This is a genomic window from Reyranella sp., from assembly GCF_965228225.1.
GTDB lineage: Bacteria > Pseudomonadota > Alphaproteobacteria > Reyranellales > Reyranellaceae > Reyranella.
On record NZ_OZ245801.1, the window covers coordinates 4,022,407 to 4,048,213 of the forward strand.

Sequence of the window (25,807 nt, forward strand, 5' to 3'; positions counted from 1 at the left end):
GTTCCTATCCCTTCGTGCGGGAGGGTTTACGCTTTCGCTTCGCGGTCAGCTCGCCGTACTTCATGCCTTCCAGCTTCAGCCCGTCGGGATCGAGGAAGAAGACGGCATAGTAGTCCTCGTAATACTCGGCAGCCGGATCGACGATGCGCACGCCCTGCCCTTCCAGGTAGGTCTGCAGCGCGTCGACGTCGCGCCGGCTGCGCAGCTGGAATGCATAATGATGGAAGCCGACATCGCCGATGCGATACGTCTTTCGTCCCTCGGCCGGCGCAATCCAGAAGCGGGTCTTGCCGTTGGTCCAGCCGATGGTCGACGGATACTCGTCGGAAATCTCGAAGCCCAGGAACGCGAACAACCCGCCATAGAAGGCTTTCGACTTCTCGTAGTCTCTGACCCTGATGGAGATATGGTCGATGCCCACGACACGGGAGACGGGAGCAGACATCTTGGAACGGGCCATGGCGTCCTCCGGAATTCCAGTGGTCACAACGGGCCGAATATCGGATTGTTTCGCCGTCATTCGAAGAGGAACGAGATGAAGCGATTCCTGAGCGGCCTGGCCGCGACCCTGGGCTTCCTGGCCGCCGGCAGCGCCTGGGCGGGCACCCTGGACGATATCGCCAAGAATGGCGTCCTCCGCGGCGGCTTCCGCGAGAACGCCCATCCCTTCGCCTACAAGGGGCCCAACGGCCAGCCCGCCGGCTTCATGGTCCAGCTCTGCGAGTCGGTCGCCAAGGACATCGCCCAGCAGCTCAAGCTGCCCGGCCTCAAGGTCGAATTCGTGCCCGTCACGACCGAGAACCGCCTCGACATGATCAAGCAGGGCAAGATCGACCTGCTCTGCGACTCGCTCACCGAGACGCTCGACCGCCGCGCCGTGGTCGACTTCTCGATCACCACCTTCGTCGACGGCACGAGCTTCGCCATCCGCAACGACGGGCCGCGCGATATGCAGGAACTCGCCGGCAAGAAGGTCGGCGCGGTTGCGGGCACCCTGACGGAAGAAGAGCTGCGCAAGGCGCTGGCCTCGCTCCAGGTCAAAGCCACCATCGTCCCCTTCACCGACTTCACGGCGGCCATGACGGCCCTGGAGAAGGGCGAGATCGCCGCCTACTTCGCCGGCGGCGCGATGCTCACGGCGATGATCAAGGACCACAAGGACGCGGCCAAGATCCTGCTGGCGAACACCTATCTCAGCCTCGAGCCCTTCGCCCTGGCGATGAAGCTCGGCGAAGGCCCCTTGCGCCTCGCGGTCGACCGGGCGCTCAGCCACATCTACCGGTCGGGCCAGATCGCCACGATCTTCAGCGACGTGTTCGGCAAGAATGCGCGGCCGACGCAGCAACTGCAGACGCTCTATATGATCGCGACCTTGCCGGAGTGAGCCGCAGGGCCCATCTCCCTCCCATGTCGCGCCCCTTCCGCCTTTCCGTCCTCGACCAGTCGATCGCCGTCTCAGGCCGGCCGCAGGACCTGTCCATCCGAAACACCGTATCGCTGGCCCAGCACTGCGAGGCGCTGGGCTACGAGCGCTTCTGGGTATCGGAGCATCACAATCACCCGACCATCGTCGGCACCGCGCCCGAGATCGTGATGGCGGCGATCGCGGCGACGACCGAGCGGATCCGCATCGGCAGCGCCGGGATCATGCTGCCGCATTATTCGCCGTTCAAGGTGGCCGAGGTCTTCCGCGTGCTCGACGCCCTGGCGCCGGGCCGCATCGACATGGGCCTCGGTCGCGCGCCGGGCTCGGACGGGCGTACCGCCTTCGCGCTCAATCCCGCGGCCAACGAACGGCCCGAACATTTTCCTGCCGACGTGCGCGACCTGATCGCCTGGGTCCACAACGAGCCTCTGGTCGAGCGCCATCCGTTCGCGACGGTGAAGGCCTTTCCCCAGAGCGCGACCGCGCCCGAGGTCTGGATCCTGGGCAGCTCCGACTACGGTGCCCAGGTCGCGGCGCTGTTCGGCCTGCCCTACTGCTATGCCTGGTTCTTCAGCGACGGCGCCGGCGGCGAACGTGCCATCGATCTCTACAAGAAGAACTACCGCCCCAGCGCGCGCCACCCCGAGCCCCATTCCGCCCTCTGCGTGTGGGCACTGGCCGCCGACACGATGGAGAAGGCGCAGTACCATTTCACGTCGCGGGCACTGAGCCGCATCAACCGCGACAAGAACATCCTAGGCCCGCTGCTGCCGCCCGACGAGGCCGCCCAGGCGCCGGTCACCGCCTACGAAGCGGCGAAGATGGAACAGTTCCGCAAGGACTCCTTCGTCGGCACCGGCCCCGAAGTGGCGGCACGCATCACCGAATTGAAGGACCGCGTCGGCGTCGACGAGATGGCCGTCGTCACCTGGACCCACGACGAGCAGGTCCGCCGCGACAGCTACACCGAACTCGCCAAGGCCTACGGCTTCGCGCTGTAGGTGACAGTTCATTCAGACCACAAGACCTCATCCTGAGGAGGCCCCCCTCGAGTACCTCGGGGTGAACTCAGGGCCGTCTCGAAGGATGGGCAACAGGCAGGGTGCTCGTGCCCATGCTTCGAGACGCGCTCCTGCGGAATGATCCTCAGCATGAGGTTGATACCGGTAGGTAGAACGTCCTTGAAGGACTCTACCGCATTTCAGTCCAGCTCTCTGAGAACGCCAGCGCCGAGGTGCTGAAGGGGCGTCCTTCGCGCTCGCGTGGCCAGGCCTTGCCGCGGGCCTGCTGGCCATTCAGCGTCAGGCGGCCGGACAGCGCCGGGACCAACACGGTGCAGACGCCGTAGGGGCGCGGGTTCGGTTCCTGGTTGGGCTCGGTATGGATCAGCAGTGGGTCACCGATATCGTGCCAGGTGAGCGCGATCTCGGCATCGGCCGCCGAGACATACTCGGTCCAGAAGTAGCGCGGGTCGCCCGACTTGCTGAAGTCGGCATCGATGACCGGGATCGACAGGTCCTTCAGCTCGGGATTGAGCATCCCCTGCACGGTCTGCTGCAGCCAGCGCGCCATGGCGATGTTGTCGGAATAGATGCGCCAGTGGCCATGCGTCAGCTCGCTCTTCAGGTAGAGCACATGTCCCGGTCCGGCCGGGCAGAACAGGATTCGCCAGTAGCTGGCATCGGTGGAATTGGGATCGCCGTCCTTCTCGCTGAGGCGAAGGAACGGGTTCTCGCCGGTCAGGACGACGCGGTGCGGGTCGGCGACGCTCATCTTCTCTCCCCTGTGTTTCTCTCGAGGTGCGCAACCGGGATACCGGCTGGGCGTTCACGAGACCTAGCCTAGCAGGAGGTCCCGTATGGGCGAAGCATTTGGTCGCACGACGATGAAGCTTCTGGCCGGCGTCGTCGGAGCTTCCCTGATCACCTGCACCGTCTTCGCGCAGACGCAGAACGACCCGCCGGGCCGCGTGGGCCGTCTTGCCTTTGTGGACGGCACGGTCTCGTTCCACGATGACGAGGAGAATGGCTGGAGCAAGGCCATCGTCAACACGCCCCTGACGACCGGCGACGCAATCTGGACCGAGCCCAATTCCCGCAGCGAAGTGTCGCTTGCCGGCACGCGCATCCGCATGGACGGATCCACCGAGCTCGATATGACGCAGATCGACGACAGGCAGGTTCGCCTGCAACTGGCGCAGGGCCGGGTCGACGTGAAGACGACCACCCAGATGGACGCCACGCAGCCCTATGAGATCGTGACACCGCGCGGCACGATCACGCTGCAGCAGCAGGGCGACTACTATGTCGAGGCCGGCTCGCAGGAGGATCCGACCCGCCTCGGCGTGCGGGCCGGCGCGGCGCAGATCCAGGGCCTGAATGGCCAGACACTGGCCGTGCGGCCCGGTGAAGTCGGCGAAGTCTACGGCGACGGCAGTTCGATGCAGCTCAAGACCGTGCGCGCCGCCCCGCCGGCGCCGGCCGCCTCATGGGCGGCCCGCGACAAGCAGGTGGTCTACGATCAGCAGCCGGAGGACCTGCCCGTCGGCATGACCGGCTACGAAGACCTCAACGGGTATGGCGACTGGGTCAACGATGGCAGCTACGGCCAGGTCTGGGTGCCGCGTTCGACGCCGGCCGGCTGGGCCCCCTATCGCACCGGCCACTGGTCCTACGTGAAGCCGTGGGGCTGGACCTGGATCGACGAGCAGCCCTGGGGCTTCGCGCCGTATCATTATGGGCGTTGGGCCAACAGCAACAACCGCTGGGTCTGGGTGCCGCCGCAGCGCGAGCAGCGGCCGGTCTATGCGCCGGCGCTGGTCGCCTTCGTGGGGGGCAGCGAGCTGGCGACGCAGCTCGGCAACCAGGGTCGGAACGGACCCGTGGGCTGGTTCCCGCTGGCGCCGCGCGAAGCCTATGTCCCGCCCTATTCCACCAATCGCGACTACTATCAGCGCATCAACCGCGCCGCGCGGATCCAGGACCGCGATCTCGAGGATCGCTGGGAACGGGCTCAGCGCCGCGAGGCTTACGTCGCCGGCCAGAACTCGGTGTTGGCCAACCAGCGTTTCGCGACGATCGTGCCCTCCCAGGCCTTCGTGCGCTCGGAGCCCGTGCAGCGCGCTGCCTTGAAGGTCACGGCCGATCAAATGGCGAAGGCCGCCGTAGCACCGGTCTCCGCGCCGCCCGCGCCGACCGCGTCCATCGCCGCCGTGGCCGGTGCCAAGTCGGCCGCAAAGCCGGCTGACGACAGGTCGCCGCCCGAGCCGAAGGGCCAGGCAGATGCCAAGGCCAAGGCAGGAGACATCGCGGCATCCAGGACCGCCGTCGCGGACATGCAGACCTTGTCCAAGCCCAAGGTCGCCGAAACCGACAGGAAGGCCTCCGCGCCGGGTCCGAAGATTGCTTCGACCGACAGCAAGGCGACGACGGGCGACAAGGCCGACACCAGGACGGCCAAACCGGCAACGCCGCCCCTGCAGCCGCGTCAGGGTGCGGCCCCGCCGACGCTCAAGGAGACGGAGAAGGCGGCGCCGGAGCAGGCCAAACAGGAGCCTGGAAAGCCCGAACCGGGGAAGCAGGAATCGGGCAAGCCGCCGGCAGCCCAGCCGCAGAAGGAGGCCGCACCGGCACCGCCCAAGCCGGCACTCGCCTCGCCCGAGCCGTCCCCGTCAAAGCGCGATGACACCAAGCGCGACGACACCAAGCGGGACGAGCCGAAGCAGGCCGCACCCTCCTCTGAGAAGACGGCCGAGCCGCAGTCTCGCCCGGAAGAGCGCAAGCAGGCGGCTCCCGATCAGCAGAAGCCGAACGTGGCGCCCCAGCCGAAGCAGGACGAGCCGAAACAGGCGACGCCTCAGCGCTCACCCGCCGCCACTCCCCAGCCGCGCCAAGAGGAGCCGCGCCAAGCCGCCCCGCAGCCGGCGCCGAAGCCCGAGGCGGCGCCCCGCCAGGACGGGCCGCGTCAGGCCGCCCCGGCTCCTGCACCTCAGCCGCAGCAGGCCCAGCCGCAGCGCCAGCAGCCTCAGCCTCAGCCGCAACAGCAGGGTCCCAAGGATCGGGAGACCCGCGCACCCGCCCAGCAGCAGATTGCCCAGCCCCCGAAGGCTGAACCGCAGCAGCAGCAGCAGCCTCAGCGGAACAACAACAAGAAGGACAAGGACTAGCTCGTCCTCCTTGATCAGCCGAGGTTTGGCCTACAGAACCTGATTGCGGAGTGTCGCCTCGCCCCGCCATAGGCGGTCGAGGTTCTCGATCAGGATGTCGATGACATTGTCTTCGTAGGCGCGGGTCTCGCCAGCCGTGTGCGGGGTGACGAAGACGTTGGGCATCGTCCAGAGCGGCGATGCCGCCGGCAGCGGCTCCTCGGCGGTGACGTCCAGTGCCGCCGCCCAGATCTTGTTTCCTTCCATCGTGGCAATCAGCGCCGCCTCGTCGGCGACCTTGCCGCGCGCGACGTTGACGAAGACGGACGAAGGTTTCATCGCCGCGAAGGCCGTCGCACTCATCAGGCCGGTCGTTTCCGGTGTCAGCGCGCAGGTCAGCGCCACGATGTCGGCCTGTGGGACCATCTTCACCAGGTCGTCCATGCCATGGATTGCGTCGGCGCCGTTGGCGCCCGCCGTCGGATCGCGGCGGATGCCGATCACCTTCATGTCGAAAGCCTTTGCGAGCTTGGCGAGGTGGCTGCCGATCCGGCCCATGCCGACGATCAGCAGCGTCTTGCCGCCCAGCTCGTCCTCGCGCTGGGTGAGATCGCCCAGCATGCCGCGCCACACTTTCTTGTGCTGGTTGTCGCGGGCCTCGGGCAGGCGGCGGAAGACGGCCAGGATCAGGGCCAGCGCGTGCTCGGCCACGGCGCGGGCGTTGACGCCGGCGGCACTCGCCAGACGGATGCCCTTGGCGCCCAGCAACTCCTTGGAATACTGGTCCATGCCGGAGCTGATCGACTGGACGAACTTCAGCCTCGTGGCGTGGGGGATGATGTCGTTCTTCCACATGCCCGAGACCGAGACGACGTCGGCCTCGCCGACCCTCTGCACGAACTCGTCGTAGCTGCGCACCTGGAAGCTGTTGATGCCGGTATTCCGGGCATCGAACCGCGCCTTCATCTGGTATGCCGCATGCGCGAAGCAGATTGTCAGCTTATCTCTCGTCGGAAACATGGAACTCCCCCTGCACAAGGTGCCACACTAGCCCGAACGATGACCCTGGGGGAACAAGATGAGCCGCAATCCACTTCGTGAACGCCTGAACGAGGGCAAGCCCACACTCGGGACGCACATCCTGTCGGCGTGGCCGACGCTGGTCGAGCTGATCGGTCATTCCAAACAGTACGACTATGTGGAATTCACCGCCGAGTACGCGCCCTTCACCATGCACGATCTCGACAATCTCGGCCGCTCGTTCGAGCTGATGGGCATGTCGGGAATGATCAAGATCGAGCAGACCCAGTACACGCACCAGGCCATGCGGGCGATCGGCTCGGGCTTCCAGAGCGTGCTGTTCGCCGACATCCGCTCGGTCGAGGACGCCAAAGCCGCGGTCGACGCCGTGCGGGCCGAGACGACGATGGCGCAAGGCGCGCGCGGCAGAGGCCGGTTGGGCGTCGGCATGCGCCGCGACGTCGGCACGGTCCGCACCGGCGGCTCACCTGCGTATGTCGACGCGCTGAACGAGGTGGTGATCGCCATCATGGTCGAGAAGAAGTCCTGCGTGGACGATCTCGACGCCATCCTCGACGTGCCGGGCCTCGACATGGTGCAGTTCGGCGCCTCCGACTTTTCGATGAGCATCGGCCTGACCGGCCAGGCCAACCATCCCGACGTGGTGGCGGCCGAGAAGAAGACGATCGAGACGGCGCTGAAGAAGGGTCTGCATCCCCGCGTCGAGCTGCGCGATCCCAGCCAGGCGGCCAAGTATCTCGACATGGGCGTGAAGCATTTCTGCATCGGCTGGGACGTCCGCATCCTCGCCGACTGGTGGGACACCAAGGGTGCCGAGATGCGCGGCATGCTGGGCGACAAGTCCGCGGCGCCGGCCAAGGCGCCTGCGAAGGCCGGCAACTACTAACATCTGCGAGCCCCCCATGAAGCCACCGATCGCGCCGCGACACCCGTCGCGGCGCACCCTGCACGGCGTCACGATCACCGACGACTACGCGTGGCTCAAGGACGAGAAGTGGCAGGAGGTGCTGCGCGATCCGTCCCTGCTCGATCCCGAGATCCGCGCCTATGTCGAGGCCGAGAACGCCTATGCCGAGGAAAGGCTTGGGCCCACGCGGGCGCTACAGAAGACACTGGTCGCGGAAATGCGCGGCCGCATCAAGGAAGACGATTCGGGCGTGCCGACGCCGGACGGGCCGTTTTCCTATCTCTGGAAGTTCCGCGAGGGCGGCCAGCACCAGCAGATCGGCCGCACGCCGCGCAATGGCGGCGAGATGCAGACGATCCTCGATGGCGACGCGCTGGCCAAGGCGTCGGACTATTTCAAGTTCGGCGGCACGCGCCATTCGCCGGACCACCGGCTCGAGGCGTGGAGCGCCGACCTGCGCGGCTCGGAATACTTCACCCTGCGCATCCGGCGCTGGGATACGGCAGAGGACTTGCCCGACATCCTGACGGAGACGAGCGGCAGCGTCGTCTGGGGCCGCGACTCCTCGTTCTTCTTCTACGTCCAGGTCGACGACAATCATCGTCCGCTGAAAGTCTACCGGCACGTTCTGGGCACGGCGCAGGCCGACGACGTCCTCGTCTACGAAGAGCAGGACGCCGGCTGGTTCACCCGCATCGGCGAAAGCGCCAGCGGCCGCTTCTGCGTCATCTCGGGCGGCGACCACGACACCACCGAAGAATGGCTGATCGACCTCTCCTCGCCCGACCCCGAGCCACGGCTGATCGCACCGCGCGAAAAGGGCGTACGCTACAGCGTGGCCGATCGCGGCGATGAGCTGTTCATCCTCACCAACGAGGGTGGCGCCATCGATTTCAGGATCGCGACCGCGCCGCTCGCCGCACCGGAACGGTCGAACTGGCGCGAACTGGTGCCGCATCGTCCGGGCACCTACATCCTCGACATCGAGCTCTTTGCCGGCCACCTCGCTCGGCTGGAGCGCGCGAATGCCCTGCCCTCGATCGTGATCCGCGATCTTGCGACCGGAGAAGAACACGCGATCGCCTTCGACGAGGCGGCCTATGCGCTCGACATGGCGGGCGGCTACGAGTTCGACACCACCATCCTGCGCTTCGTCTATTCGTCGATGACCACGCCGTCGGAGGTCTACGACTACGATATGGCGACGCAGGAGCGGACGCTGCGCAAACGCCAGGTGATTCCCTCCGGCCACGACCCCGCCGACTACGTCACGACACGCATCACGGCGACCGCGCACGACGGCACCGAGGTGCGGGTATCGATCCTGCATCGCCGCGACCTGGTGCGCGACGGCAGCGCGCCGCTGCTGCTCTACGGCTACGGCTCCTACGGCATGTCGATGCCGGCCTCCTTCTCGGCCAACCGTCTGTCGCTGGTCGATCGCGGCTTCGTCTATGCCATCGCCCACATCCGCGGCGGCTCCGACCAGGGATGGTCGTGGTATCTCGACGGCAAGCGCGAGAAGAAGACCAACACGTTCGACGATTTCGTCTCGGCCGGTCGCGCCTTGATCGAGGCCGGGTACACGTCGGCCGGACGCATCGTGGGCCATGGCGGCAGCGCCGGCGGCATGCTGATGGGTGCGGTCGCCAACCGCGCGCCCGAGCTGTTCGCCGGCATCATCGCCGAGGTTCCGTTCGTCGACGTGCTCGCGACCATGCTCGACGACAAGCTGCCGCTCACCCCGCCGGAATGGCCCGAATGGGGCAATCCGATCACCGACGCGGCGGCCTTCAACTACATCCGCTCCTACTCGCCCTACGACAATGTGACGGCGCAGCACTATCCGGCGATCCTGGCGATGGCGGGTCTCACCGACCCGCGCGTCACCTACTGGGAGCCCGCCAAGTGGGTGGCGCGGCTGCGCGCGACCATGACAGGCGGCGGGCCGGTGATCCTGCACACCAATATGGGGGCGGGTCATGGCGGCGCGTCGGGCCGTTTCTCCCGCCTCGACGAGGTGGCGATCGGCTACGCCTTCGCGCTCGACACGGTTGGCCTTGCAGGAGCGAAACCATGAAGACGCGCATCGATGCGATCCTGAGCGAAGCCGTGCAGCGCGGCGACGTGCCCGGCGTCACGGCCGTCGCGACCGACGGAAGCGGCACGATCTACGAGGGCGGCTTCGGCAAGACGATCCTGGGCCAGGATGCCGACATGACACCCGACACCGTCGTGTGGATCGCTTCCATGACCAAGGCGGTGACGGGCGCGGTCGCGATGCAGCAGGTCGAACGGGGCACGCTGAAGCTCGATGCGCCGGCAAGAGAAGTGATCCCTTACCTCGGCGAAGTGCAGGTGCTGGAAGGCTTCGACGCGGACGGCAAGCCGCGGCTGCGCAAGCCGGTGCGCGATGTCACCCTTCGACATCTGCTGACGCACACCGCGGGCTTCGGCTACGACATCTGGAACCCGGAGATCCTGCGGTACCGCGAGGTCATGGACGTGCCGACCATCGGCACCGGCCTCGACAAGTCCCTGACCACACCCCTGTTGTTCGACCCCGGCGCGCGCTGGCAGTACGGGATCGGCATCGATTGGGCCGGCAAGATGATCGAAGCCGTGACGGGCCGGAAGCTCGGCCAGGTGATGCAGGAGGAACTGTTCGGACCGCTCGGCATGGACAGCACCGGCTTTCGCCTCACGCCAGCGATGCGTGCCCGCATGGCCAGGATCCATCATCGCAAGGCCGACGGCAGCCTCGTTGCCGACCTTAAGCGCGAAGTCCCGCAGGAGCCCGAATTCGAGGCGGGTGGCGGCGGCCTCTATTCGACGGCCAACGACTACCTGAAGTTCGTGCGCATGGTGCTGGACGGCGGCAAGTCGGCCCACGGCAAGGCCGTGATGAAGCCCGAGACGGTCGATGCGATGGCCGCCAACGCGATGGGCGACTCGGCGGTGTGTCTGCTCAAGACCGTGATGCCGGCCCTGTCCAACGATGCCGAGTTCTTTCCCGGCGTCGCCAAGCAATGGGGCCTGAGCTTCATGATCAACAACGAGGAGGCGCCGACCGGCCGCTCGGCCGGCAGCCTCTCCTGGGCCGGCCTGCCCAATACCTATTACTGGATCGACCGCAAGAAGCGTCTGGGCGGCGTCTACATGACCCAGATCCTGCCCTTCGCCGACGTGAAGTCGCTGCCGCTGTTTTATGCGTTCGAGAGTGCGGTCTACGGGCGATAGTCGAACAGCCTCAATGGCGCGCGCCATTCCAGTGGCGCATCATGATCATGAGCGCCACTGGAGTGGCGCGCTCCACTGCACCATCTCGTTCTAAACCACGAGACCAAACAGCTCGGTGTCCTCGCGGACGCCGCGCAGGCGGTGGCGGCCGAGCGAGACCAGCCGGTCGCGGCTTGCGGTCGCCGCTTCGGCGAAGGCCTGGGACATCAGCAGCGCCTGGCCGAGTGGCTCGCACAGCGCCTCGATACGCGAGGCCTCGTTGACCGCGGGCCCGATCACCGTGAAATCGAGCCGCGTGTCGGAGCCGACATTGCCGTAGAGCACGCGGCCGATATGCAGGGAGATGTCGAGCGCCGTCGCGGGCTTCCCGGCGTTTCGCCGCTCCTCATTCAGCGCGTCGACGCGGGCCAATACCTCTTCCGCCGCCGCCAGCGCCGCTGTACAGACCTCCGCATGATCGTCGAGGATCACCGCAAACGCCGCCAGCATGCCGTCGCCCATGAACTTCAGCACCTCGCCCTCGTGCGCCACGACAGGCTGGACCATGCAGGTGAAATAGTCGTCGAGCATCGCGATCAGCTCACGTCCCGGCATCGTGTCGGCGAGGCTCGTGAAGCCCCTGAGGTCGGTGAAGAAAACCACGGCCTCGACGCTCATGACCTCGCCCCGCACCACGGTGCCGGAGAGCACCCGGCTCGCCGGATCGTTACCGAGATAGGCCGCCAGCAATCCGTGGCCGATGCCGCGCATGCTTGTGGCCTTTACGGCAAGCGCGAAGACCGGAAGCACTTCCCGCAGGAGGGTCAAATCCCCGTCGCAAAAACCGTTCGGCCGGTTGGTTGAAACGGAGAAGACGAGCCCCAGCCGCTCTGAATGCTCGGCCTCGGCTGGGCTGCCGATCCGGAGCGACAATTCACCGAACGACTGGACCCATCCGATCCATTCGGTCATCCCGGCGGCACGCAGCTCCTCGAAGACCGGGACGCCGGCCAGATCGTCGGTCCCATCGACGCGGCGACGTCGTTCGCTGACGCCGTCGAGCAGCATCACCGCGAACGGGCTGCTCTGGATTTCCGTCGAGTCGATCTCGGAATGAGCGATTTCAAAATGCTGGTTGACGCCCTCCGCCGCATCCCAAATCAGGCTGCGCGCCCGGATCATCGGATGCAGCGTGTTCATGCCGACGAACAGGCGTTCGACCCTGAGACCAGTCTCGTTGAGACGTCGGCCGAAGCCGTCGACCAGCTCCTCCAGCGGCATGTTGCGCAGGCCGGCCTGCGCCAGCCATCCGGCGAGAGGGGCAGATTTCATCGACAGGGTCTCCGGGCATCGGTAACGGTGAAACGCGGGTAGCCACTCTCATGGCAAAGATAGACCTCAAAGCAAGGGCACGCCTATGGCGAACACCGATCCCACGCAGAAGCCCCTTTGCCAGGACGAACTGAACGCGCGGCTGAAGACGAGCCGCTCCTTCGAGGCCGCGGCCTTCACCTCCACTGTCACGCTCGACGAACTCGACCTCACGGAATGCCTGTTCACCAATTGCCTCTTCGATCTGCCGGCCGTCCGCGGCGCCGATTTCTCGGGAGCGCAGTTCAAGGACTGCCGCTTTTCACCCGGTCGGTTCGCAAGCTGCAAGTTCCCAGGCGCCCGATTTCAGGCCACCAACTTCTTCGACGCCGATCAGAAGAAGGGATGCACCTTCGCCTTCTGCGATCTGCGGGACGTCGAAGCGGAAAAGTGCAACTTCTCGGTCAGCGCCTTCGAACGCTGCGACATGCATGATTTCCAGGCTCGGGAATGCAGCTTCCGGGGTGTGCGCTTCCACGCCTCCACCTTCACCAAGGCAATCTCGAAGCGGGTGATCGTCACCCGGGGGCGTTTCGAGGCCTGCAACTTCACCTTCACCGACTTCTCAGGTGTGTCCCTCGAAAGCTGCGAGTTCCTGACCTGCAAGTTTCTCGACACGGCCTTCTTCGACGTCAATCTCACCGACGCAATTATGCGCGACTGCATTCTCGACAAGGCCGAATGGGAGCGGGCCAATCTGACCCGCGCGGATTTTCGAGGCTCGACGATATCCGGGCTGAACCTGGCCGTGCTGTCCGGCCACACGGGACTGATGATCGGTGAGGGCCAGCAGACGGAGCTTCTCGAACGGCTCGGCGTCTCGGTGCACCCCGACTAGCGCTAGGCCGGTGGCAGTACCATCGTGCCCTTCGGCAGCGCGGCGCAATGATCGTAGATGTCGCTGGGCCGCGTGAACCAGACCTTGTCCTTCTGCGGATGGTTCACGATGTGCGAGAGCGCCTCGCGCAGCGCCCGCAGCCGGTAGGGCTGGCCCACGATCATCGTGTGGAGTGCGATGCCGCAGACCAGCGGCTGCTTCGCCGACTGGCGCAGCAGCTCCTCGAACTGGCCGATGATCATGTCGCGGAACTCCTCGCCGCTGTGATGGCGCACCAGCACCTGCGGGCTGTCGTTCACCTCGATCGGATAGGGCACGCTCATCAGCGGGCCCGAGCGCGTCTTCATCCAGATCGGCTGGTCGTCGTTGGGCCAGTCCATCAGGAAGTCGTAGCCGGTCTCCTTGAGCAGGTCGGGCGTCACGCGGGTCGAGGCCATCCACGGCGCCATCCAGCCGCGTGGTCGCTTGCCCGATGCCTTTTCGATGGAGTCGCTGATCTCCTGCAGGAAGCGCTTCTCATCGGCCTCCCACATACCGCCATGGCGCTCGGCATTGGTGCGGCCATGGCCGATGAACTCGTCGCCGCGCGCCTTCAGCGCATCGACGATCTGCCGCGCATAGTCGAACACCGTCGTGTTGATCAGGTGCGCGGCCGGCAGGTTGAGTTCGTCGAACATCTCCAGCAGACGCCACACGCCGACCCGGTTGCCGTAGTCGCGCCAGGCGAAGGTGCGCGGATCGGGCGGTGGGTTGGCGACGGTGAGAAGATGCCCCTCGCCCGCGCCGAAGGCGAAATGCTCGATGTTGAGCCCGAGATAGACCGCGAGCCGCTTGCCCTCGGGCCAGGAATAGTCCGTGCGCTCGGTGATCGGCGAATAGGGATAGCGGTCGTGATACGGCAGCCTGATCGTGTGCATTCCTACCTCTTGACGACCGCAACCTTGTTGTCGGTCTGCTCGGTATTCATTCGTCGGAATCTGTCCACCGCCTCGGCATGGAAGGCGCGTTCCTGCGGCCCTGCATCCTGCTGCGGCCGGCGCTCGTCGTCGAAATGGCCGTATCTGTCCTCGCCGCGCACCAGCATGGCGCTGACCCGCATCGACGACGTGCAACGCGCCGAGGTTGGGATGTAACTGATGCCCAGCCCGATGCGCCGGTCGTTCGAGCGATTGGGCCGCGAATTGTGCACCAGGTGAGTGTGGTGCAGCGAGAACTGGCCGGCCTTCACCGGCATGAAGGCCGTCCGGCTGCGATCGAAGTCGCCCGCCAGTTCCTGGCCGCGCGACAGCAGGTTCTCGGGATCCTGCATCTCCGCGTGCGGCAGCTGGCCGAGCTTGTGCGATCCCGGCACGACCTCCATGCAGCCTGCCTCGACCGGTGCGTCGGACAACGCCACCCAGGCGGTGACGTGGCAGGCCGGCTCCAGCGCGAAGTAGGTCGCGTCCTGGTGCCAGCTCACATAGGCGCCCGAACCAGCGTCCTTGGGCCAGACGCTGAGATGGAACAGGCGGATGTCGGGACCGATCAGATCCTCGACCGCATCGAGCACCTCGGGCGAGTGGACGATCTCGTCGACCCAGGGAAACAGCAGGTGCGGCTTGAAATTGTGGCCGCGCGTCAGCTTCTGGCCCTGGGCGCGCTCGAAGGCCTCGAGCCGGTCGCGCCAAGCCCGCGTGCGCTCGGTCGAAAAAGCGTCGACCGGGCAGACATAGCCGTCGCGCGCATAGGCGTCGACCTGTTCGGGTGTGAGCTTCTTCGGCATGTCAGTGCGCCGTCCAGCCGCCGTCGACGAACAGCAGCGATCCCGTGGTAAAAGAGGAATCGGAAGAGGCGAGGAAGAGCGCCGCCTTGGCGACCTCCTCCGGCTGCCCGATACGGCCCATCGGATGGCGTACCTTCCAGAAGGCGCGGGCCGCTTCGGGATCGGGCTGCCGCTTCAGCGAGCGCGCCGGCATCGGCGTATCGATGACGCCGGGCATCAGGGCATTGACGCGGATGCCCTGAGCGGCGTGATCGACGGCGACGGTCTTGGTGAAGGAGACGATCGCGCCCTTGGAGGCGATGTAGGCCACGTTGGTGCCGAGGCTCGACTGCGCCAGCTGCGAGCCCAGGGTGACGATGGCGCCCGACTTGGCCGCGATCATCGGCTGGATGGCGTGATGGACCCAGAGAAAGGTGCCCTTCACGTTGATCGCGAAAGTGCGATCCCAGGTCGCCTCGTCGACCTTGTCGACCGTGCCGCCGAACGAGGCGCCGGCCGCCGTCACCAGCACGTCGAGGCGGCCCCATTTCTCGAGGACCTTTGCCACGCCGGCACGCGCCTGGTCATTGTTGCTGACGTCGGCCGGGATGACGAGAGTCTCGCCGCCGATCTCGCTGGCGACTTTCGCCAACCCCGCCTCGTCGAGATCGACCAGCGCCACCTTCGCGCCTTCGGTTGCGAACAGCCGCGCGGTCGCGGCGCCGATGCCGGATGCCGCGCCGGTGACGATGGCCACCTGATCCTTGAGCTTCATGACGGAAGCTTAGCCCGCGCCCCCGTCCCTTGTCAGTGGGTCAGCGTGGGCGCTTGCGCAACGGACGTTTGTGCTGCGCGCGACGCGCCAGCATGTTCAGCCCCTCGATCAGGCCCGAGAAGGCCATCGCGGCGTAGATGTAACCCTTGGGCACGTGCACGCCCATGCCGTCGGCGATCAGGGTCATGCCGATCATCAGCAGGAAGCCCAGCGCCAGCATCACGATGGTCGGATTGTTGCCGATGAACCGCGCCAGCCCGTCGGCCGCGGCCAGCATCAGGCAAACCGCCACGACCACGGCGATGACCATGACCGGTATATCGTCGGTCATCCCCACGGCGGTGATGATGCTGTCGAGCGAGAAGACCAGGTCGAGGATCAGGATCTGGCCGATTACGCCCGCCACGGTGACGCGCGCGGCGGAGGCGACCGAAACCTCCTCGTCCTCATGCTCTGCCGCAACATGGTCTCTGATCTCGCTGGTCGCCTTGTAGATCAGGAACAGGCCGCCGCCGATCAGGATGAGGTCCCGCCAGGAAAACCCATGCCCGAACAGTGAAAAGAGCGGCGAGGTGAGCTGGACGATGAAGGCGACGCTGCCCAGCAGGCCAAGGCGGAGGAACACCGCCAGCCCGATGCCGATGCGCCGGGTCCTGGACCGCTTCTCCTCCGGCAGCTTGTTGGTCAGGATGGAGATGAAGATCAGGTTGTCGATGCCCAGCACGACTTCCATGACAATGAGGGTCGCGAGCGCAGCCCAGGCATTCGGGTCGCGGGCGAGAACGAGAAGCTCTTCCATCATCCCACCACCATAGGTCATTGCTGGGTCCCGCCGAGAGACCTTTATTTTGCACGACCGAGCCGGTAAGCCCGCAACCGATGCCTTCCCCCGCCGCCCCGCCGCGGCCCTCCCCCGCCAGCCTCCCGCCTGCCGCCCCGACGATCGCCATCGTGCTGCTGTCGGTTGCCGCCTTCGCGTCGGCCGCCAACATGCGCGTGATCGACCCGTTGCTGGTGCAGCTCTCCGCCGCCTTCGGGGTTACGGTCGGCGCCGCCTCGATCGCCGCCACCGCCTTCCTGTTTGCCAACGGCGTCTTCGTGCTGGTGCACGGCCCGTTCGGCGACCGCTACGGCAAGATGCCGGTGGTGGCCATCGCCTGCATCGGCGCGGCCCTCTGCTGCATGCTGAGCGCGGTCTCGGCATCGCTGGGCATGCTCACTTTGGCACGGTTCCTGACGGGTGTGACCGGCTCGGCGATCATCCCGCTCGCCATCGCCTGGGTCGGCGACAATGTGAGTTACGAGAAGCGGCAGGCGACCCTGGCCCGCTTCCTCACCGGCCAGACGCTGGGCCTGATGACCGGATCCGCCCTGGGCGGCGCCCTCGGCGACTGGCTGGGCTGGCGCTCGGTCTTCTGGGTGCTGGCCGCAATCTACATCCTGGCCGGCGGCGCCCTGTTCGCCGTCATGCGCGCCCGGCCCGACATCGCCCGTCCGGGCGAGCGCGCCGCGGGCTCGATGATCGGCCAGATGGTCCGCGTCCTCAAACGGCCCTGGGCGATGACGGTCATCCTGGTCGTCGCGCTCGAAGGCGGTGTCTTCTGGGGGGCCTTCACCTTCGTCGGCGCCGACCTGCACCAGCGTTTCGACCTGGGCTTCGCCGCCATCGGGCTCGCGGTCGCGGCCTTCGGCGCCGGCGGCTTCCTCTACGTGATGATGGCGCACCACCTCGTGCGCATCCTGGGCGAGCGCGGCCTCTGCACCTGGGGCGGAACGGGCCTCGGCATCGCCTTCGCGGCCATGGCGCTGGCGCCGACCGCCGAGGTCGAGTTTGCCGCCATCGTCCTGTCCGGCGTGTCGTTCTACATGTTCCACAACACGCTGCAGACCAACGGCACCCAGATGGCGCCGGAAGCCCGCGGCGCCGGCATGGCCCTGTTCGCGCTCTGCCTGTTCGTGGGCCAGGCGATCGGCGTGCCCATTGCCGCCCCCATCGTCGACCGCTGGGGCGCGCCGCCCGTCTTCTGGGCGGCGGCCGTCGTGCTGCCGCTGCTGGCCTTCTGGTTCTCCGCCGCGATCGGCCGGCGCGCTCAGTTGACCGGCGAAACCCGGAACTGATAGGGCGCCTCGAGCGCCTTGCACTCCTCGTCGGTCAGCGAGATCTCCGTCGACTGTGCGGCCGACGTCAGCTGGTCGAGGTCGGTCGCGCCGATGATGGGCGAGCCCATGTAGGACTTGTGCAGCAGCCAGGCGAGCGCCGCCTGGGCCGGCGTGCAGCCCTTCTCCTGGGCGATCTTCTTCAGCCTCTCGACGATCTCCCAGTCGCAATCGCGATAGGTCCCGTCCTTCACGACCGTGTCGTTCTTCGCCCGCTCGGTGGTCCCGCCGCCCTCCTTGCTGCGGTTGCCCGCCAGGAAACCGCGCGCCAGCGGCGAATAGGGGATGAGCCCGACACCCTGCTCGTGACAGAGCCGGTTCATCTCGGGCTCTTCCTCGCGCTGGATCAGGTTGTAGAGGTTCTGCATGGCAATCGGCCGGGCGTAGCCCTTCCAGTCGGCGATCATGAGCATCTGCGCGAACTTGTAGGCCGGCATGGTGGAGCCGCCGATGTAGCGCACCTTGCCCGAGCGCACGATCTGGTCGAGCGAGTACATGGTCTCCTCGATCGGCGTGTGCGGGTCGAGGCGGTGAACCTGGTAGAGGTCGATATAGTCGGTCTGCAGGCGCTTCAGCTGGGCGTCGACCGAGGCCATCAGATGCTTGCGGCCGGTGCCGACGTCGTTCTGGTTCTCGCTCATGCGGATGCCGACCTTGGTCGACAGCACGAAGTCCTCGCGCCGCGCCATCTTCATGAGCGTGGCACCCATGATCTCCTCGGACCGGCCGAAATTGTAGGTGTCGGCGGTATCGAAGAAGGTGATGCCGACGTCGAGCGCCCGCTTGAAGTAGGCCGGCGCCTCCGACTCGTCGAACTTGCCCCAGCCCCGCCGGCCCTTGGCGCCCCAGGAATTTCCGCCGAGGCAGATCTTGCTCACGATCAGGCCCGAGCGGCCGAGCGGTCCGTATTTCATAGAAGTTCCCCTTGCTGGCGGAAGCTTAAGCTCCCACCTTCAATGCATGAAGGTCCTGATCGAATATTGCGGCGCTTGAGGCTACAAGCCGCAGGCCCTCCGTGTGAGGGAACGCCTCGAAAGGCTGGGCGCGGCCGACATCGAGCTGCGCATCGGCAAATCAGGCCAGTTCGACGTCAGCGTCGATGGTGAGCTGAAATACACCCGCCGCGACACCGGTCGCTTTCCGACCGATGCCGAAGTCGAGGATCTCCTGCCGGATCGATCGGGAGCCTAGTCTAGCCCAGCACTTCCTTGTTCACGACGTTCGAAGCGTTGGGCCGGCCGTCGAACACGCTCAGGATGTTCTCGATGGCGGTGACGGCCATGCGGTCGCTCGCCTCCTTGGTGACGCCGGCCATGTGAGGGCTGAAGATCACGTTCTCGAGGGTGAACAGCTTGTTCGCCGGATCCGGCGGCTCCTTGTCGAGCACGTCGAGACCGGCGCCGCGCAGCTTGCCGGTGCTCAGCGCCTCGAACAGCGCGTCCTCGTTCACGATGCCGCCGCGGGCGGTGTTGACCAGGAACGCTTCGGGCTTCATGAGACCCAGCGTCTCGGTATTGAACATGTTGATCGTCTCGGGCGCCTTGGGGCAATGGATCGAGACGAAATCGACCTTGGGCAGGATCGCCTTGAGGTCGGTCACCTTGGTGGCGCCGGCCGCCTTGATCTCGGCCTCCGAGAGGTTCGGATCGAGGACGAAGACGTCCATGTCGAAGGCGACGCAGCGCTTCACCGTGCGCGAGCCGATTCGGCCCATGCCGACCACCAGGATGGTCTTGCCCGAAAGATCGGCCGGCAGGTCGGTGAGTCGCTGCAGCCAGCCCTTCTCGCGCACGAACCGGTCGTACTTCTTCACCAGGCGCGCCGAAGCCAGCAGCATGTACATCGCATGCTCGGCCACGGACACCGAGTTGGCGATGCCGGTCGTCATCAGCGGGATCTTGCGCTTGTTCAGAGCCGGGATCTCGACGGCGTCGAAGCCGACCCCGAGGCGGGCCACCACCATCATGCCGGGGGCCGCGTCGAGCTCGGCCTGGCGGAACGGGGTCGCGCCGAGGGTCACGGCATTGGCGTCCGCGAGCTTGGGGTGCAGCGACGGCACCGTGTCGTCCGTCAGGATCTCGTAGTCGACATCGTCGCGTGCCTTGAGGACGGCGATTCCCGCCTCCGGCATGCGGCCGACGATCAGCACTTTCTTGCGGTTCTTGCCTGTATTCGGGCCCGTATTCATCGTTTCCCCTGGAGTCTTCATGCGAACGGGCGCGATCCTAAGGCCCACCGACGCGGGAAACCAGAGCCCGTAACTAGGGCAGGTAATTCAGCGGCAGCCGCGTGGTCGACTTGATCTCCTCCATCGCGAACATCGAGGTCACGTCGGACAGTTCGATCTTGGCGATGAGCCGCTTGTAGAAGGCGTCGTAGGCTTCGATGTCGGGCAGCGCGAGGCGGATCAGGTAGTCGATTTCACCACTCATGCGATAGCAGTCCATGACCTCGGGGAACGAGGCGATGGCCTTGGCGAACCGGGTCAGCCACTGGGCGCTGTGCTGGGCCGTGCGCACCGCGACGAAGACGGTGACGCCCGCGTTCACCGCCTTGCGGTTGAGCAGCGCCACGCGCGACCGCACGATGCCCTCTTCCTGCAGGCGGTTGATCCGGCGCCAGCAAGGCGTCGTCGACAGACCGACGCGCTTCGCAACTTCGGCGAGCGGCATGTCCGAATTGTCCTGAAGGCAATCGAGGATCTTCTTGTCGAAGGAATCGAGTACGAATTTTCCAGCCATTGGCCTTCCTGAGAATGACGTTCTCAAGTTTGGCCGTGTCGGCGCAAAGGTAGCAAGCCGTTTCCGGCCCCGGCCGGTAGAATTCGTTCCATGATCCGCCGCTTCACCGAACACCCCGCCTCGGTCAACGAGACCTATCTCCAACACATGGGCATGGCCTTCGGGTTCGGCAGCAGAATGCTGATCGGCTCGCTGGCCTGTTTCGTCCACGGGATCTTTCCGTGGCTTTGCCTGACCCGCGGCAGCGATACGGTCCGCACGCTCCATCATCGAATGGTGAGCCATCGCGTGGTGCGCCCGGCACAGGACGACGCTGCCGTGGTCGTTGCGGCCGAGTAACCGCCCGAAGGAAGGCGGCGATCTCAAGGCGTCCGCGTACTCGCCCCGCCGCCGATAGATTCCGCAACTTCCCTCCGTCGTGTTACGTTTCCTGAGTGGGGGAGCGAACAACAGCGGAGGCTCACATGGAAACACCGGTACGCATCAGCTATCAGGGCGGCACGCCGAGCGAAGCGTTGAACACGCTGATTGGCGAACATATCGATACGCTCGAGAAGCTGCATGGCCGGCTGACCTCCTGCCAGGTCATCGTGCAGGTTCCCGACCGCCACCATCGCACGAGCAATCTCTTCAGCGTCAACATCCACATCGCCCTGCCCGGCCATATCGACGTGAACATCGACCACACGTCGCATGACGACGAGCGGTTCGCGGATCCGACCTTTGCCGTGAACGACGCGTTCCGGCGCGCCAAGCGCCAGATCAAGGAACGGGCGCGCAAGCAGCGCGGTGAGGTCAAGAATCTGCATGAGCGCGTCGAACGCACCCTGGATCGCGCAGAAGGCTAGCGGCGGCGCGGCACGCCTTTATCGTCGAGTCTTTCTCTCAGGAGAAAGACTCGATCGCCGCCCCAGAAAATCTCGCCCTCGAACACGAAGCTCGGGACGCCGAAGATACCGGAGGCTTCGGCCTCGGCGCGCAGCGCGTCATGCCGCGCACCGCCTTCGCCATCGAGAAAGGCGGCGAAGCCTTCGGGAGCCCCGGCCTGCATCAGAGTGCCGGCGACCTGATCGACATCCTCGGGATCGAGATCGCGCCGCCAGAATCGCTCGAACGCCAGGTCGTTGTAGGCCCGGAAGACACCGTGCTGCTGGGCGTAGAGCATGCCGGCATTGATCGCGCGGGCATAATAGATCTTCTTCGGGCCCATCAGGGTCAGGCCCTGCTTGTTGGCAAAGCGGCGGGCGTCCATGTAGGCGTAACGCACGCGGCGCCAGTGATGCGGGTCGCGCTGCTCGACGGAGCCCTGAAACGAGGCGATGTCCAGCGTATAGGGCCGCCAGTGGACGTCGATCTCGTAGTCGGCCTCCAGCGCATAGGCCAGCGCCTTCGCGACGAAGGCGTAGGGGCTGACATAGTCGCTCCAGAGGACGACCTTCGCGCGATCCGTCACAATGCGCCCCGCTCCCGCCTCCACAGCCACCAGAAGGCGGCGCCGACCGCGACGACCAGCAACGTACCGACCAGCAGCAGCATGGCCGAATCCTGGATCCACGCCACCGCCGGCACCGACAGAGCGAGGAACAGGCCGACCAGGCAGATGCGCCAGACCCGCGCGTGGACGCCCGCCACGAAAGTGCCGAGCGCCAGCAGGATCAGGAGTGCGAGGCTGGTCGCGTTGTCGTTCACCACGCCGCGCACCTCGGGCAGGAACATCAGCCACATCGCCGCCAGGAAGGCGAGCCAGTGGAGCGCCTGCGTCACGATGAGCCGCAGGTGATCGGCCGTCTTGTCGACTTCCCGCCAGCCCGACATGACGCAGGCGAGGCCGTAGATCGGCGCCAGCACCATCCAGTAGGCGTAGGTCGTGGGCCCGCGAAATCCCGTGAGGATGACGCCGCCGACCGCCAGGGCCAGCATCGCCACATAGGGCAGTTCGCGAACCAGCCAGTGCCGGCTGGCGCCGTCGCCGACGGTGCTCAACGCGCGTCCTTCGCCAGCCGCTTCTCGACCACGCGCGCCCACAGGGTCGACCCCAGCGTCAGCGCGTCGTCGTTGAAGTCGTAGCTGGGATTGTGGACCTCGCAGCCGCCCTCGCCGCCGCCATTGCCGATGTTGATGAAGGCGCCGGGGACCTGCTCCAGCATGTAGGAGAAATCCTCGGAAGCCATCACGAACGGGCCCTCACGGTTCATGTTCTCGGGTCCCACGATCTCGGCCGCCACGTCGGCGATGAACGTCACCGCGTCCTTGTCGTTCACCAGCGGCGGGAAGGCGATGCGCACATCGGCCTTGGCGCTGCCGCCCAGGGTCGCGGCGATGCCGCTGGAGATCGTCTCGATACGCTCCTTGATCAGCGCCATCGTTTCCTTCCGGAAGGCGCGGATCGTGCCGCGCAGCACGGCCTCCTGCGGGATCACGTTGTAGGCGTCGCCCGAGTGCATCTGCGTGACCGAGATTACCGCCGAATCGAGCGGTGCCACGTTGCGCGACACGACGCTCTGCAGCGCCGAGATGATCTGCGTCGCGATGATGACCGGGTCGATGCCGGTTTCGGGGCGCGCACCATGCGCGCCCTTGCCGGTGATGTGGATGTCGAACAGGCCGCCGCCGGCCATCTGCGGGCCCGAGCGGATCGCGAACTTGCCGACGTCGAGCTTCGGCCGGTTGTGCATGCCGAAGATGATCTCGCACGGGAACTTCTGGAACAGCCCGTCCTTGACCATCGCCTCGGCGCCGCCGCGTCCCTCCTCGGCCGGCTGGAAGATGAGATGCACCGTGCCGTCGAAGTTGCGGGTCGCGGCAAGATACTTGGCGGCGCCCAGCAGCATCGCCGTATGGCCGTCATGGCCGCAGGCATGCATGCGGCCCTTGTGCTGGCTGCGATGGTCGAAGGTGTTGAGTTCGTCCATCGGCAGCGCGTCCATGTCGGCCCGCAGGCCGATCGCACGCGGATTGTTGCCGACGCGGATCGTGCCCACGACGCCGGTCTTGCCGATGCCGGTCGTGACCTCGCAGCCCCACTCCTTCAGCTTCTGGGCCACGATCGTGCTGGTGCGCTCCTCCTCGAATCCCAGCTCCGGGTGCGCATGGATGTCGCGCCGGAGGGCGGTGAGCTCGGCGGCGGCAGCGGCGATCAGCGGTTCGATCTTCATGGCGGTCAGGACTCCAAAAGGAAGGCCGTCATTACACGACGAAATTCTGCGCCGTGCACGTTCGGATATGCATGGCCGCCGTCCGGCAGCACATAGGCGCGGGCGCCCGGAATCAGGCGAACCAGCTCCTCGGTGAAATAGAGCGGCGTCACCGTGTCGTCGCGGGCGCAGATGGCCAGGGTGCGAGCCGTCACCTTCTGGAGCTGCTCGCGCCGGTCATGAGCGACGATGGCGGCGATGCGCGACAAGACGATCTCGGGCACGGGAATGGTCTCCAGCGCCTTCGTCTCGGCGGCCACGAGAGCGGCATCGTGATCGCGCACCCAGGCCGGCGAATTGAGCGCCAGCGCGCTCGACTTGAGATACGCCGACGGCCCCAGCTCGCGCAGCATCAGCGAGCGTACCTCGAACAGCCGGCGGAAGAAGGCGTCGGTCTTCGCCCAGGTGGCGCTCAGCACCAGTCGGTCGATGCGGTCGGGATGCTCGACCGCGAGGACCTGCCCCATCGCTCCGCCGGTCGAGTGACCGCACCAATGGACCTTTTCGTAACCAAGCCCCTCGATGAGCTGCAGCGCATCGTCGGCCATCTGCCCGACGCTGTAATCGATCCTCGACAGGCTGCTGCGCGCGGTGCCGCGGTGATCGTGCACGATCACGGTGAAATTCTTCGCCAGCTCGGACACGTTGTCGCCCCACCAGCGGCCATCGCCGCCGAGTCCAGCGACCAGAAACAGCGCGGGACCACGGCCATGAACCTCGTAGTGCAGTTCGGCGCCGTCGCGCAGCTTGAACAGGGCCATTCCGTCTCCTCGGCGATTTGGTATGTTGCCCCGGGAGGTAAGCGCACCATGAAGCGCCTGTCGATTCTCGCGTTGATCCTGATCGGAGGCTGCGCTCCGAAGGAGCAGCAGTTGAACACCACAATTCCGCGGCCGGCGCCCGACGAGGCGACGCCGTCGGGCATCGCCTATCTCTGCGAAGGGCGCAGGGAAGTTTCCGTGGTCTACGCCAAGAACCGCGCTTCGGTGACGCTGGGCGACAGGACATGGCGCATGGAATATCAGGGCGGCGGCCAGGGCTTTCGCTACGCCGATTCCGCAACCGAATGGTCCGGCGCCGGCAATGCCGGCACGCTCAAGGCCCTGAGCGGAGGGACACCGCTCGCCTCCAACTGCCAGCCGATGCGCCGGACGACCTAGGTCGGCGGATTGCCACGCGGCTCTGGCCCGCCGTCGTCATGGCCAGACGGGCATGCCGTCCAACCCTGCGGTTTCCTGCAGGCCGCACATCAGGTTCGCATTCTGCACCGCCTGGCCGGCAGCTCCCTTGCCGAGATTGTCGACGACGCCCAACGCGATCACCAGATTGCGCTCGGGATCGGCTGCATAGCTCACGAAAGCGAGGTTCGAGCCGATCGCCCACTTGGTCTGTGGCGGCGTGTCGGTCACGCGGATGAACGGTCGCCCGGCGTAGAAGCGCCGTGTCGCGGCCAGACACTGTTCCGTGGTGGCGCGACCGCGGCAGTAGATGGTGGCGAGGACGCCGCGTGTCATCGGCACCAGGTGGGGCGTGAACACCAGCCCGGCCGCACTGCCGCCGCTCAGCCGCTCGATCGTCCTGGCCATCTCGGGCATGTGGGTGTGCCTGAGCAGACCGTAGGGCACCAGGTTCTCGTTGCTCTCGGCGTAGCCGAACCGGCTGTCGGCGCCGCCCCGGCCGGCACCCGAAATGCCGGTCTTGGCGTCGATCACGATGTTGCCGGGCTCGATCAGCCCCTCGGCCAGCAGCGGTGCCAGTGCCGTCAGCGTCGCCGCGGGGAAGCAGCCAGGATTGGCAACGCGACTCTTCCCCGCGAGCTCGGCCGGCCAGACATCGGCCAGGCCGTAGGCCCACCCGTCGACGTAGCGGTGGTCGCCGCCGATATCGACGATCTTCACGTCCTTCGGCACACGCGCCAGCGCCGCCGCCGAGGCGCCCGTGGGCAAGGACGCGAACAGCACGTCGAGCTTCGGCAGGCTCTCGGGATCCCACTTCACGATCGTCAGCCCGGCCAGCCTGGCCGGAAGTCCGGGGAAGCGGTCCACCAGCCGTGTGCCCGCACTGCCCTCGCCCGCGGCGTAGACCAGTTCGAAGGACGGGTGGCTCGCAATCAGGCGCAACGCCTCGCCGCCGCCAAAGCCGCTGATTCCAACGATACCGACGCGAATGCTCATGATGGTGTCCTCTCGAGTTCGGGCAAAACAAAACCCCCGGAGCCGAGGGCTGCGGGGGTTCAGGAACGGGCCGGATCGC

General features: G+C 66.2%; 27 protein-coding genes and 1 pseudogene. 12 read left to right on the plus strand and 16 right to left on the minus strand.

Features of this window, described 5'->3' with window-relative positions:
- Nucleotides 1–4 precede the first annotated feature (4 nt).
- A complete protein-coding gene (locus ACO07K_RS19530; protein ID WP_422030741.1) occupies nt 5–460 on the minus strand; it encodes a VOC family protein in 456 nt (151 codons plus the stop codon).
- A 75-nt stretch (nt 461–535) separates the two neighbouring features.
- Between ACO07K_RS19530 and ACO07K_RS19535 the strand changes: the two genes are divergently transcribed.
- A complete protein-coding gene (locus ACO07K_RS19535) occupies nt 536–1,384 on the plus strand; it encodes an amino acid ABC transporter substrate-binding protein (protein WP_422030743.1) in 849 nt (282 codons plus the stop codon).
- A 23-nt stretch (nt 1,385–1,407) separates the two neighbouring features.
- Nucleotides 1,408–2,427, plus strand: coding sequence for an LLM class flavin-dependent oxidoreductase (locus ACO07K_RS19540; RefSeq protein ID WP_422030745.1), 1,020 nt, complete (start codon nt 1,408–1,410; stop codon nt 2,425–2,427).
- Between the two features lie 190 nt (nt 2,428–2,617).
- On the opposite strand, the gene ACO07K_RS19545 is transcribed toward ACO07K_RS19540, so the two are convergent.
- Nucleotides 2,618–3,199, minus strand: coding sequence for a hypothetical protein (locus ACO07K_RS19545; protein WP_422030747.1), 582 nt, complete (start codon nt 3,197–3,199; stop codon nt 2,618–2,620).
- Nucleotides 3,200–3,284: 85 nt separating this feature from the next.
- On the opposite strand from ACO07K_RS19545, the gene ACO07K_RS19550 reads away from it, so the two are divergent.
- Nucleotides 3,285–5,591, plus strand: coding sequence for a DUF6600 domain-containing protein (locus ACO07K_RS19550; protein WP_422030749.1), 2,307 nt, complete (start codon nt 3,285–3,287; stop codon nt 5,589–5,591).
- A 30-nt stretch (nt 5,592–5,621) separates the two neighbouring features.
- Here ACO07K_RS19550 and ACO07K_RS19555 read toward each other — a convergent pair whose 3' ends face one another.
- Complete coding sequence (locus tag ACO07K_RS19555; protein WP_422030751.1) at nt 5,622–6,590, minus strand: D-2-hydroxyacid dehydrogenase; 969 nt, start codon at nt 6,588–6,590, stop codon at nt 5,622–5,624.
- Nucleotides 6,591–6,648: 58 nt separating this feature from the next.
- Between ACO07K_RS19555 and ACO07K_RS19560 the strand changes: the two genes are divergently transcribed.
- The 3 genes from ACO07K_RS19560 to ACO07K_RS19570 are packed head-to-tail and all read left to right on the plus strand — an operon-like array spanning nt 6,649 to nt 10,758.
- Nucleotides 6,649–7,497 (plus strand): HpcH/HpaI aldolase family protein, encoded by an 849-nt coding sequence (locus tag ACO07K_RS19560; RefSeq protein WP_422030753.1) that lies wholly within the window; start codon nt 6,649–6,651, stop codon nt 7,495–7,497.
- A gap of 16 nt (nt 7,498–7,513) precedes the next feature.
- On the plus strand, nt 7,514–9,598 hold the full coding sequence (locus ACO07K_RS19565) for a S9 family peptidase (RefSeq protein WP_422030755.1): 2,085 nt from the start codon (nt 7,514–7,516) through the stop codon (nt 9,596–9,598).
- Entirely contained in the window at nt 9,595–10,758 is a 1,164-nt protein-coding gene (locus ACO07K_RS19570; RefSeq protein ID WP_422030757.1) for a serine hydrolase domain-containing protein, read from the plus strand. The genes ACO07K_RS19565 and ACO07K_RS19570 overlap by 4 nt, the downstream gene beginning before the upstream one ends.
- Before the next feature lie 90 nt (nt 10,759–10,848).
- On the opposite strand, the gene ACO07K_RS19575 is transcribed toward ACO07K_RS19570, so the two are convergent.
- Nucleotides 10,849–12,069 carry an adenylate/guanylate cyclase domain-containing protein gene (locus ACO07K_RS19575; protein WP_422030759.1) on the minus strand — a complete coding sequence of 407 codons (1,221 nt, stop codon included), beginning with the start codon at nt 12,067–12,069 and terminating at the stop codon, nt 10,849–10,851.
- A gap of 85 nt (nt 12,070–12,154) precedes the next feature.
- On the opposite strand from ACO07K_RS19575, the gene ACO07K_RS19580 reads away from it, so the two are divergent.
- The gene (locus ACO07K_RS19580) at nt 12,155–12,946 is read left to right on the plus strand and encodes a pentapeptide repeat-containing protein (RefSeq protein WP_422030761.1); all 792 of its coding nucleotides are present in this window, start codon (nt 12,155–12,157) and stop codon (nt 12,944–12,946) included.
- 2 nt (nt 12,947–12,948) lie between these two features.
- Here ACO07K_RS19580 and ACO07K_RS19585 read toward each other — a convergent pair whose 3' ends face one another.
- Genes ACO07K_RS19585 through ACO07K_RS19600 form a run of 4 tightly spaced genes read right to left on the minus strand, consistent with a single transcriptional unit; the run spans nt 12,949 to nt 16,261 of the window.
- A complete protein-coding gene (locus ACO07K_RS19585; RefSeq protein ID WP_422030763.1) occupies nt 12,949–13,863 on the minus strand; it encodes a polysaccharide deacetylase family protein in 915 nt (304 codons plus the stop codon).
- Between the two features lie 2 nt (nt 13,864–13,865).
- Nucleotides 13,866–14,708 (minus strand): phytanoyl-CoA dioxygenase family protein, encoded by an 843-nt coding sequence (locus ACO07K_RS19590; RefSeq protein WP_422030765.1) that lies wholly within the window; start codon nt 14,706–14,708, stop codon nt 13,866–13,868.
- A 1-nt stretch (nt 14,709) separates the two neighbouring features.
- Entirely contained in the window at nt 14,710–15,462 is a 753-nt protein-coding gene (locus ACO07K_RS19595) for an SDR family oxidoreductase (RefSeq protein WP_422030767.1), read from the minus strand.
- A 40-nt stretch (nt 15,463–15,502) separates the two neighbouring features.
- A complete protein-coding gene (locus ACO07K_RS19600; protein WP_422036681.1) occupies nt 15,503–16,261 on the minus strand; it encodes a TerC family protein in 759 nt (252 codons plus the stop codon).
- An 80-nt stretch (nt 16,262–16,341) separates the two neighbouring features.
- Between ACO07K_RS19600 and ACO07K_RS19605 the strand changes: the two genes are divergently transcribed.
- On the plus strand, nt 16,342–17,580 hold the full coding sequence (locus tag ACO07K_RS19605) for an MFS transporter (protein WP_422030769.1): 1,239 nt from the start codon (nt 16,342–16,344) through the stop codon (nt 17,578–17,580).
- On the opposite strand, the gene ACO07K_RS19610 is transcribed toward ACO07K_RS19605, so the two are convergent.
- Nucleotides 17,553–18,533, minus strand: coding sequence for an aldo/keto reductase (locus ACO07K_RS19610; RefSeq protein WP_422030771.1), 981 nt, complete (start codon nt 18,531–18,533; stop codon nt 17,553–17,555). The two genes, ACO07K_RS19605 and ACO07K_RS19610, sit on opposite strands and share 28 nt — an antisense overlap.
- 94 nt (nt 18,534–18,627) lie before the next feature.
- On the opposite strand from ACO07K_RS19610, the pseudogene ACO07K_RS19615 reads away from it, so the two are divergent.
- Nucleotides 18,628–18,810, plus strand: a pseudogene (locus ACO07K_RS19615) (Rdx family protein); the annotation flags it as partial.
- A gap of 1 nt (nt 18,811) precedes the next feature.
- Here ACO07K_RS19615 and ACO07K_RS19620 read toward each other — a convergent pair.
- Together ACO07K_RS19620 and ACO07K_RS19625 are read right to left on the minus strand one after the other, a co-directional pair.
- Nucleotides 18,812–19,807 (minus strand): hydroxyacid dehydrogenase, encoded by a 996-nt coding sequence (locus ACO07K_RS19620; RefSeq protein ID WP_422030773.1) that lies wholly within the window; start codon nt 19,805–19,807, stop codon nt 18,812–18,814.
- Nucleotides 19,808–19,880: 73 nt separating this feature from the next.
- Nucleotides 19,881–20,360 (minus strand): Lrp/AsnC family transcriptional regulator, encoded by a 480-nt coding sequence (locus tag ACO07K_RS19625; RefSeq protein ID WP_298309592.1) that lies wholly within the window; start codon nt 20,358–20,360, stop codon nt 19,881–19,883.
- Between the two features lie 90 nt (nt 20,361–20,450).
- On the opposite strand from ACO07K_RS19625, the gene ACO07K_RS19630 reads away from it, so the two are divergent.
- Together ACO07K_RS19630 and ACO07K_RS19635 are read left to right on the plus strand one after the other, a co-directional pair.
- The gene (locus ACO07K_RS19630; RefSeq protein WP_422030775.1) at nt 20,451–20,699 is read left to right on the plus strand and encodes a DUF6356 family protein; all 249 of its coding nucleotides are present in this window, start codon (nt 20,451–20,453) and stop codon (nt 20,697–20,699) included.
- Nucleotides 20,700–20,824: 125 nt separating this feature from the next.
- Nucleotides 20,825–21,208, plus strand: a complete 384-nt coding sequence (locus ACO07K_RS19635) for an HPF/RaiA family ribosome-associated protein (protein ID WP_422030777.1) — start codon at nt 20,825–20,827, stop codon at nt 21,206–21,208.
- Here the strand turns inward: ACO07K_RS19635 and ACO07K_RS19640 are convergent.
- Genes ACO07K_RS19640 through ACO07K_RS19655 form a run of 4 tightly spaced genes read right to left on the minus strand, consistent with a single transcriptional unit; the run spans nt 21,205 to nt 24,315 of the window.
- Nucleotides 21,205–21,813 (minus strand): DsbA family protein, encoded by a 609-nt coding sequence (locus tag ACO07K_RS19640; RefSeq protein ID WP_422030779.1) that lies wholly within the window; start codon nt 21,811–21,813, stop codon nt 21,205–21,207. The genes ACO07K_RS19635 and ACO07K_RS19640 overlap by 4 nt on opposite strands.
- Nucleotides 21,810–22,343, minus strand: coding sequence for a hypothetical protein (locus ACO07K_RS19645; RefSeq protein WP_422030781.1), 534 nt, complete (start codon nt 22,341–22,343; stop codon nt 21,810–21,812). Before ACO07K_RS19645 ends, ACO07K_RS19640 begins: the two co-directional genes overlap by 4 nt.
- Nucleotides 22,340–23,515 carry a M20 aminoacylase family protein gene (locus tag ACO07K_RS19650; RefSeq protein WP_422030783.1) on the minus strand — a complete coding sequence of 392 codons (1,176 nt, stop codon included), beginning with the start codon at nt 23,513–23,515 and terminating at the stop codon, nt 22,340–22,342. The genes ACO07K_RS19645 and ACO07K_RS19650 overlap by 4 nt, the downstream gene beginning before the upstream one ends.
- Before the next feature lie 5 nt (nt 23,516–23,520).
- The gene (locus ACO07K_RS19655; protein ID WP_422030785.1) at nt 23,521–24,315 is read right to left on the minus strand and encodes an alpha/beta fold hydrolase; all 795 of its coding nucleotides are present in this window, start codon (nt 24,313–24,315) and stop codon (nt 23,521–23,523) included.
- A gap of 48 nt (nt 24,316–24,363) precedes the next feature.
- Between ACO07K_RS19655 and ACO07K_RS19660 the strand changes: the two genes are divergently transcribed.
- Nucleotides 24,364–24,714, plus strand: coding sequence for an MliC family protein (locus ACO07K_RS19660; protein ID WP_422030787.1), 351 nt, complete (start codon nt 24,364–24,366; stop codon nt 24,712–24,714).
- A 36-nt stretch (nt 24,715–24,750) separates the two neighbouring features.
- On the opposite strand, the gene argC is transcribed toward ACO07K_RS19660, so the two are convergent.
- A complete protein-coding gene (argC, locus tag ACO07K_RS19665; protein WP_422030789.1) occupies nt 24,751–25,728 on the minus strand; it encodes an N-acetyl-gamma-glutamyl-phosphate reductase in 978 nt (325 codons plus the stop codon).
- Between the last annotated feature and the right edge of the window lie 79 nt (nt 25,729–25,807).

Excerpts from the sequence above, each read along its gene's own strand:
- ACO07K_RS19530 (WP_422030741.1), bottom strand. The coding sequence starts at position 460 with ATGGCCCGTTCCAAGATGTCTGCTCCCGTCTCCCGTGTCGTGGGCATC.
- ACO07K_RS19535 (WP_422030743.1), top strand. The coding sequence starts at position 536 with ATGAAGCGATTCCTGAGCGGCCTGGCCGCGACCCTGGGCTTCCTGGCC.
- ACO07K_RS19540 (WP_422030745.1), top strand. The coding sequence starts at position 1,408 with ATGTCGCGCCCCTTCCGCCTTTCCGTCCTCGACCAGTCGATCGCCGTC.
- ACO07K_RS19545 (WP_422030747.1), bottom strand. The coding sequence starts at position 3,199 with ATGAGCGTCGCCGACCCGCACCGCGTCGTCCTGACCGGCGAGAACCCG.
- ACO07K_RS19550 (WP_422030749.1), top strand. The coding sequence starts at position 3,285 with ATGGGCGAAGCATTTGGTCGCACGACGATGAAGCTTCTGGCCGGCGTC.
- ACO07K_RS19555 (WP_422030751.1), bottom strand. The coding sequence starts at position 6,590 with ATGTTTCCGACGAGAGATAAGCTGACAATCTGCTTCGCGCATGCGGCA.
- ACO07K_RS19560 (WP_422030753.1), top strand. The coding sequence starts at position 6,649 with ATGAGCCGCAATCCACTTCGTGAACGCCTGAACGAGGGCAAGCCCACA.
- ACO07K_RS19565 (WP_422030755.1), top strand. The coding sequence starts at position 7,514 with ATGAAGCCACCGATCGCGCCGCGACACCCGTCGCGGCGCACCCTGCAC.
- ACO07K_RS19570 (WP_422030757.1), top strand. The coding sequence starts at position 9,595 with ATGAAGACGCGCATCGATGCGATCCTGAGCGAAGCCGTGCAGCGCGGC.
- ACO07K_RS19575 (WP_422030759.1), bottom strand. The coding sequence starts at position 12,069 with ATGAAATCTGCCCCTCTCGCCGGATGGCTGGCGCAGGCCGGCCTGCGC.
- ACO07K_RS19580 (WP_422030761.1), top strand. The coding sequence starts at position 12,155 with ATGGCGAACACCGATCCCACGCAGAAGCCCCTTTGCCAGGACGAACTG.
- ACO07K_RS19585 (WP_422030763.1), bottom strand. The coding sequence starts at position 13,863 with ATGCACACGATCAGGCTGCCGTATCACGACCGCTATCCCTATTCGCCG.
- ACO07K_RS19590 (WP_422030765.1), bottom strand. The coding sequence starts at position 14,708 with ATGCCGAAGAAGCTCACACCCGAACAGGTCGACGCCTATGCGCGCGAC.
- ACO07K_RS19595 (WP_422030767.1), bottom strand. The coding sequence starts at position 15,462 with ATGAAGCTCAAGGATCAGGTGGCCATCGTCACCGGCGCGGCATCCGGC.
- ACO07K_RS19600 (WP_422036681.1), bottom strand. The coding sequence starts at position 16,261 with ATGGAAGAGCTTCTCGTTCTCGCCCGCGACCCGAATGCCTGGGCTGCG.
- ACO07K_RS19605 (WP_422030769.1), top strand. The coding sequence starts at position 16,342 with ATGCCTTCCCCCGCCGCCCCGCCGCGGCCCTCCCCCGCCAGCCTCCCG.
- ACO07K_RS19610 (WP_422030771.1), bottom strand. The coding sequence starts at position 18,533 with ATGAAATACGGACCGCTCGGCCGCTCGGGCCTGATCGTGAGCAAGATC.
- ACO07K_RS19620 (WP_422030773.1), bottom strand. The coding sequence starts at position 19,807 with ATGAATACGGGCCCGAATACAGGCAAGAACCGCAAGAAAGTGCTGATC.
- ACO07K_RS19625 (WP_298309592.1), bottom strand. The coding sequence starts at position 20,360 with ATGGCTGGAAAATTCGTACTCGATTCCTTCGACAAGAAGATCCTCGAT.
- ACO07K_RS19630 (WP_422030775.1), top strand. The coding sequence starts at position 20,451 with ATGATCCGCCGCTTCACCGAACACCCCGCCTCGGTCAACGAGACCTAT.
- ACO07K_RS19635 (WP_422030777.1), top strand. The coding sequence starts at position 20,825 with ATGGAAACACCGGTACGCATCAGCTATCAGGGCGGCACGCCGAGCGAA.
- ACO07K_RS19650 (WP_422030783.1), bottom strand. The coding sequence starts at position 23,515 with ATGAAGATCGAACCGCTGATCGCCGCTGCCGCCGCCGAGCTCACCGCC.
- ACO07K_RS19655 (WP_422030785.1), bottom strand. The coding sequence starts at position 24,315 with ATGGCCCTGTTCAAGCTGCGCGACGGCGCCGAACTGCACTACGAGGTT.
- ACO07K_RS19660 (WP_422030787.1), top strand. The coding sequence starts at position 24,364 with ATGAAGCGCCTGTCGATTCTCGCGTTGATCCTGATCGGAGGCTGCGCT.
- argC (WP_422030789.1), bottom strand. The coding sequence starts at position 25,728 with ATGAGCATTCGCGTCGGTATCGTTGGAATCAGCGGCTTTGGCGGCGGC.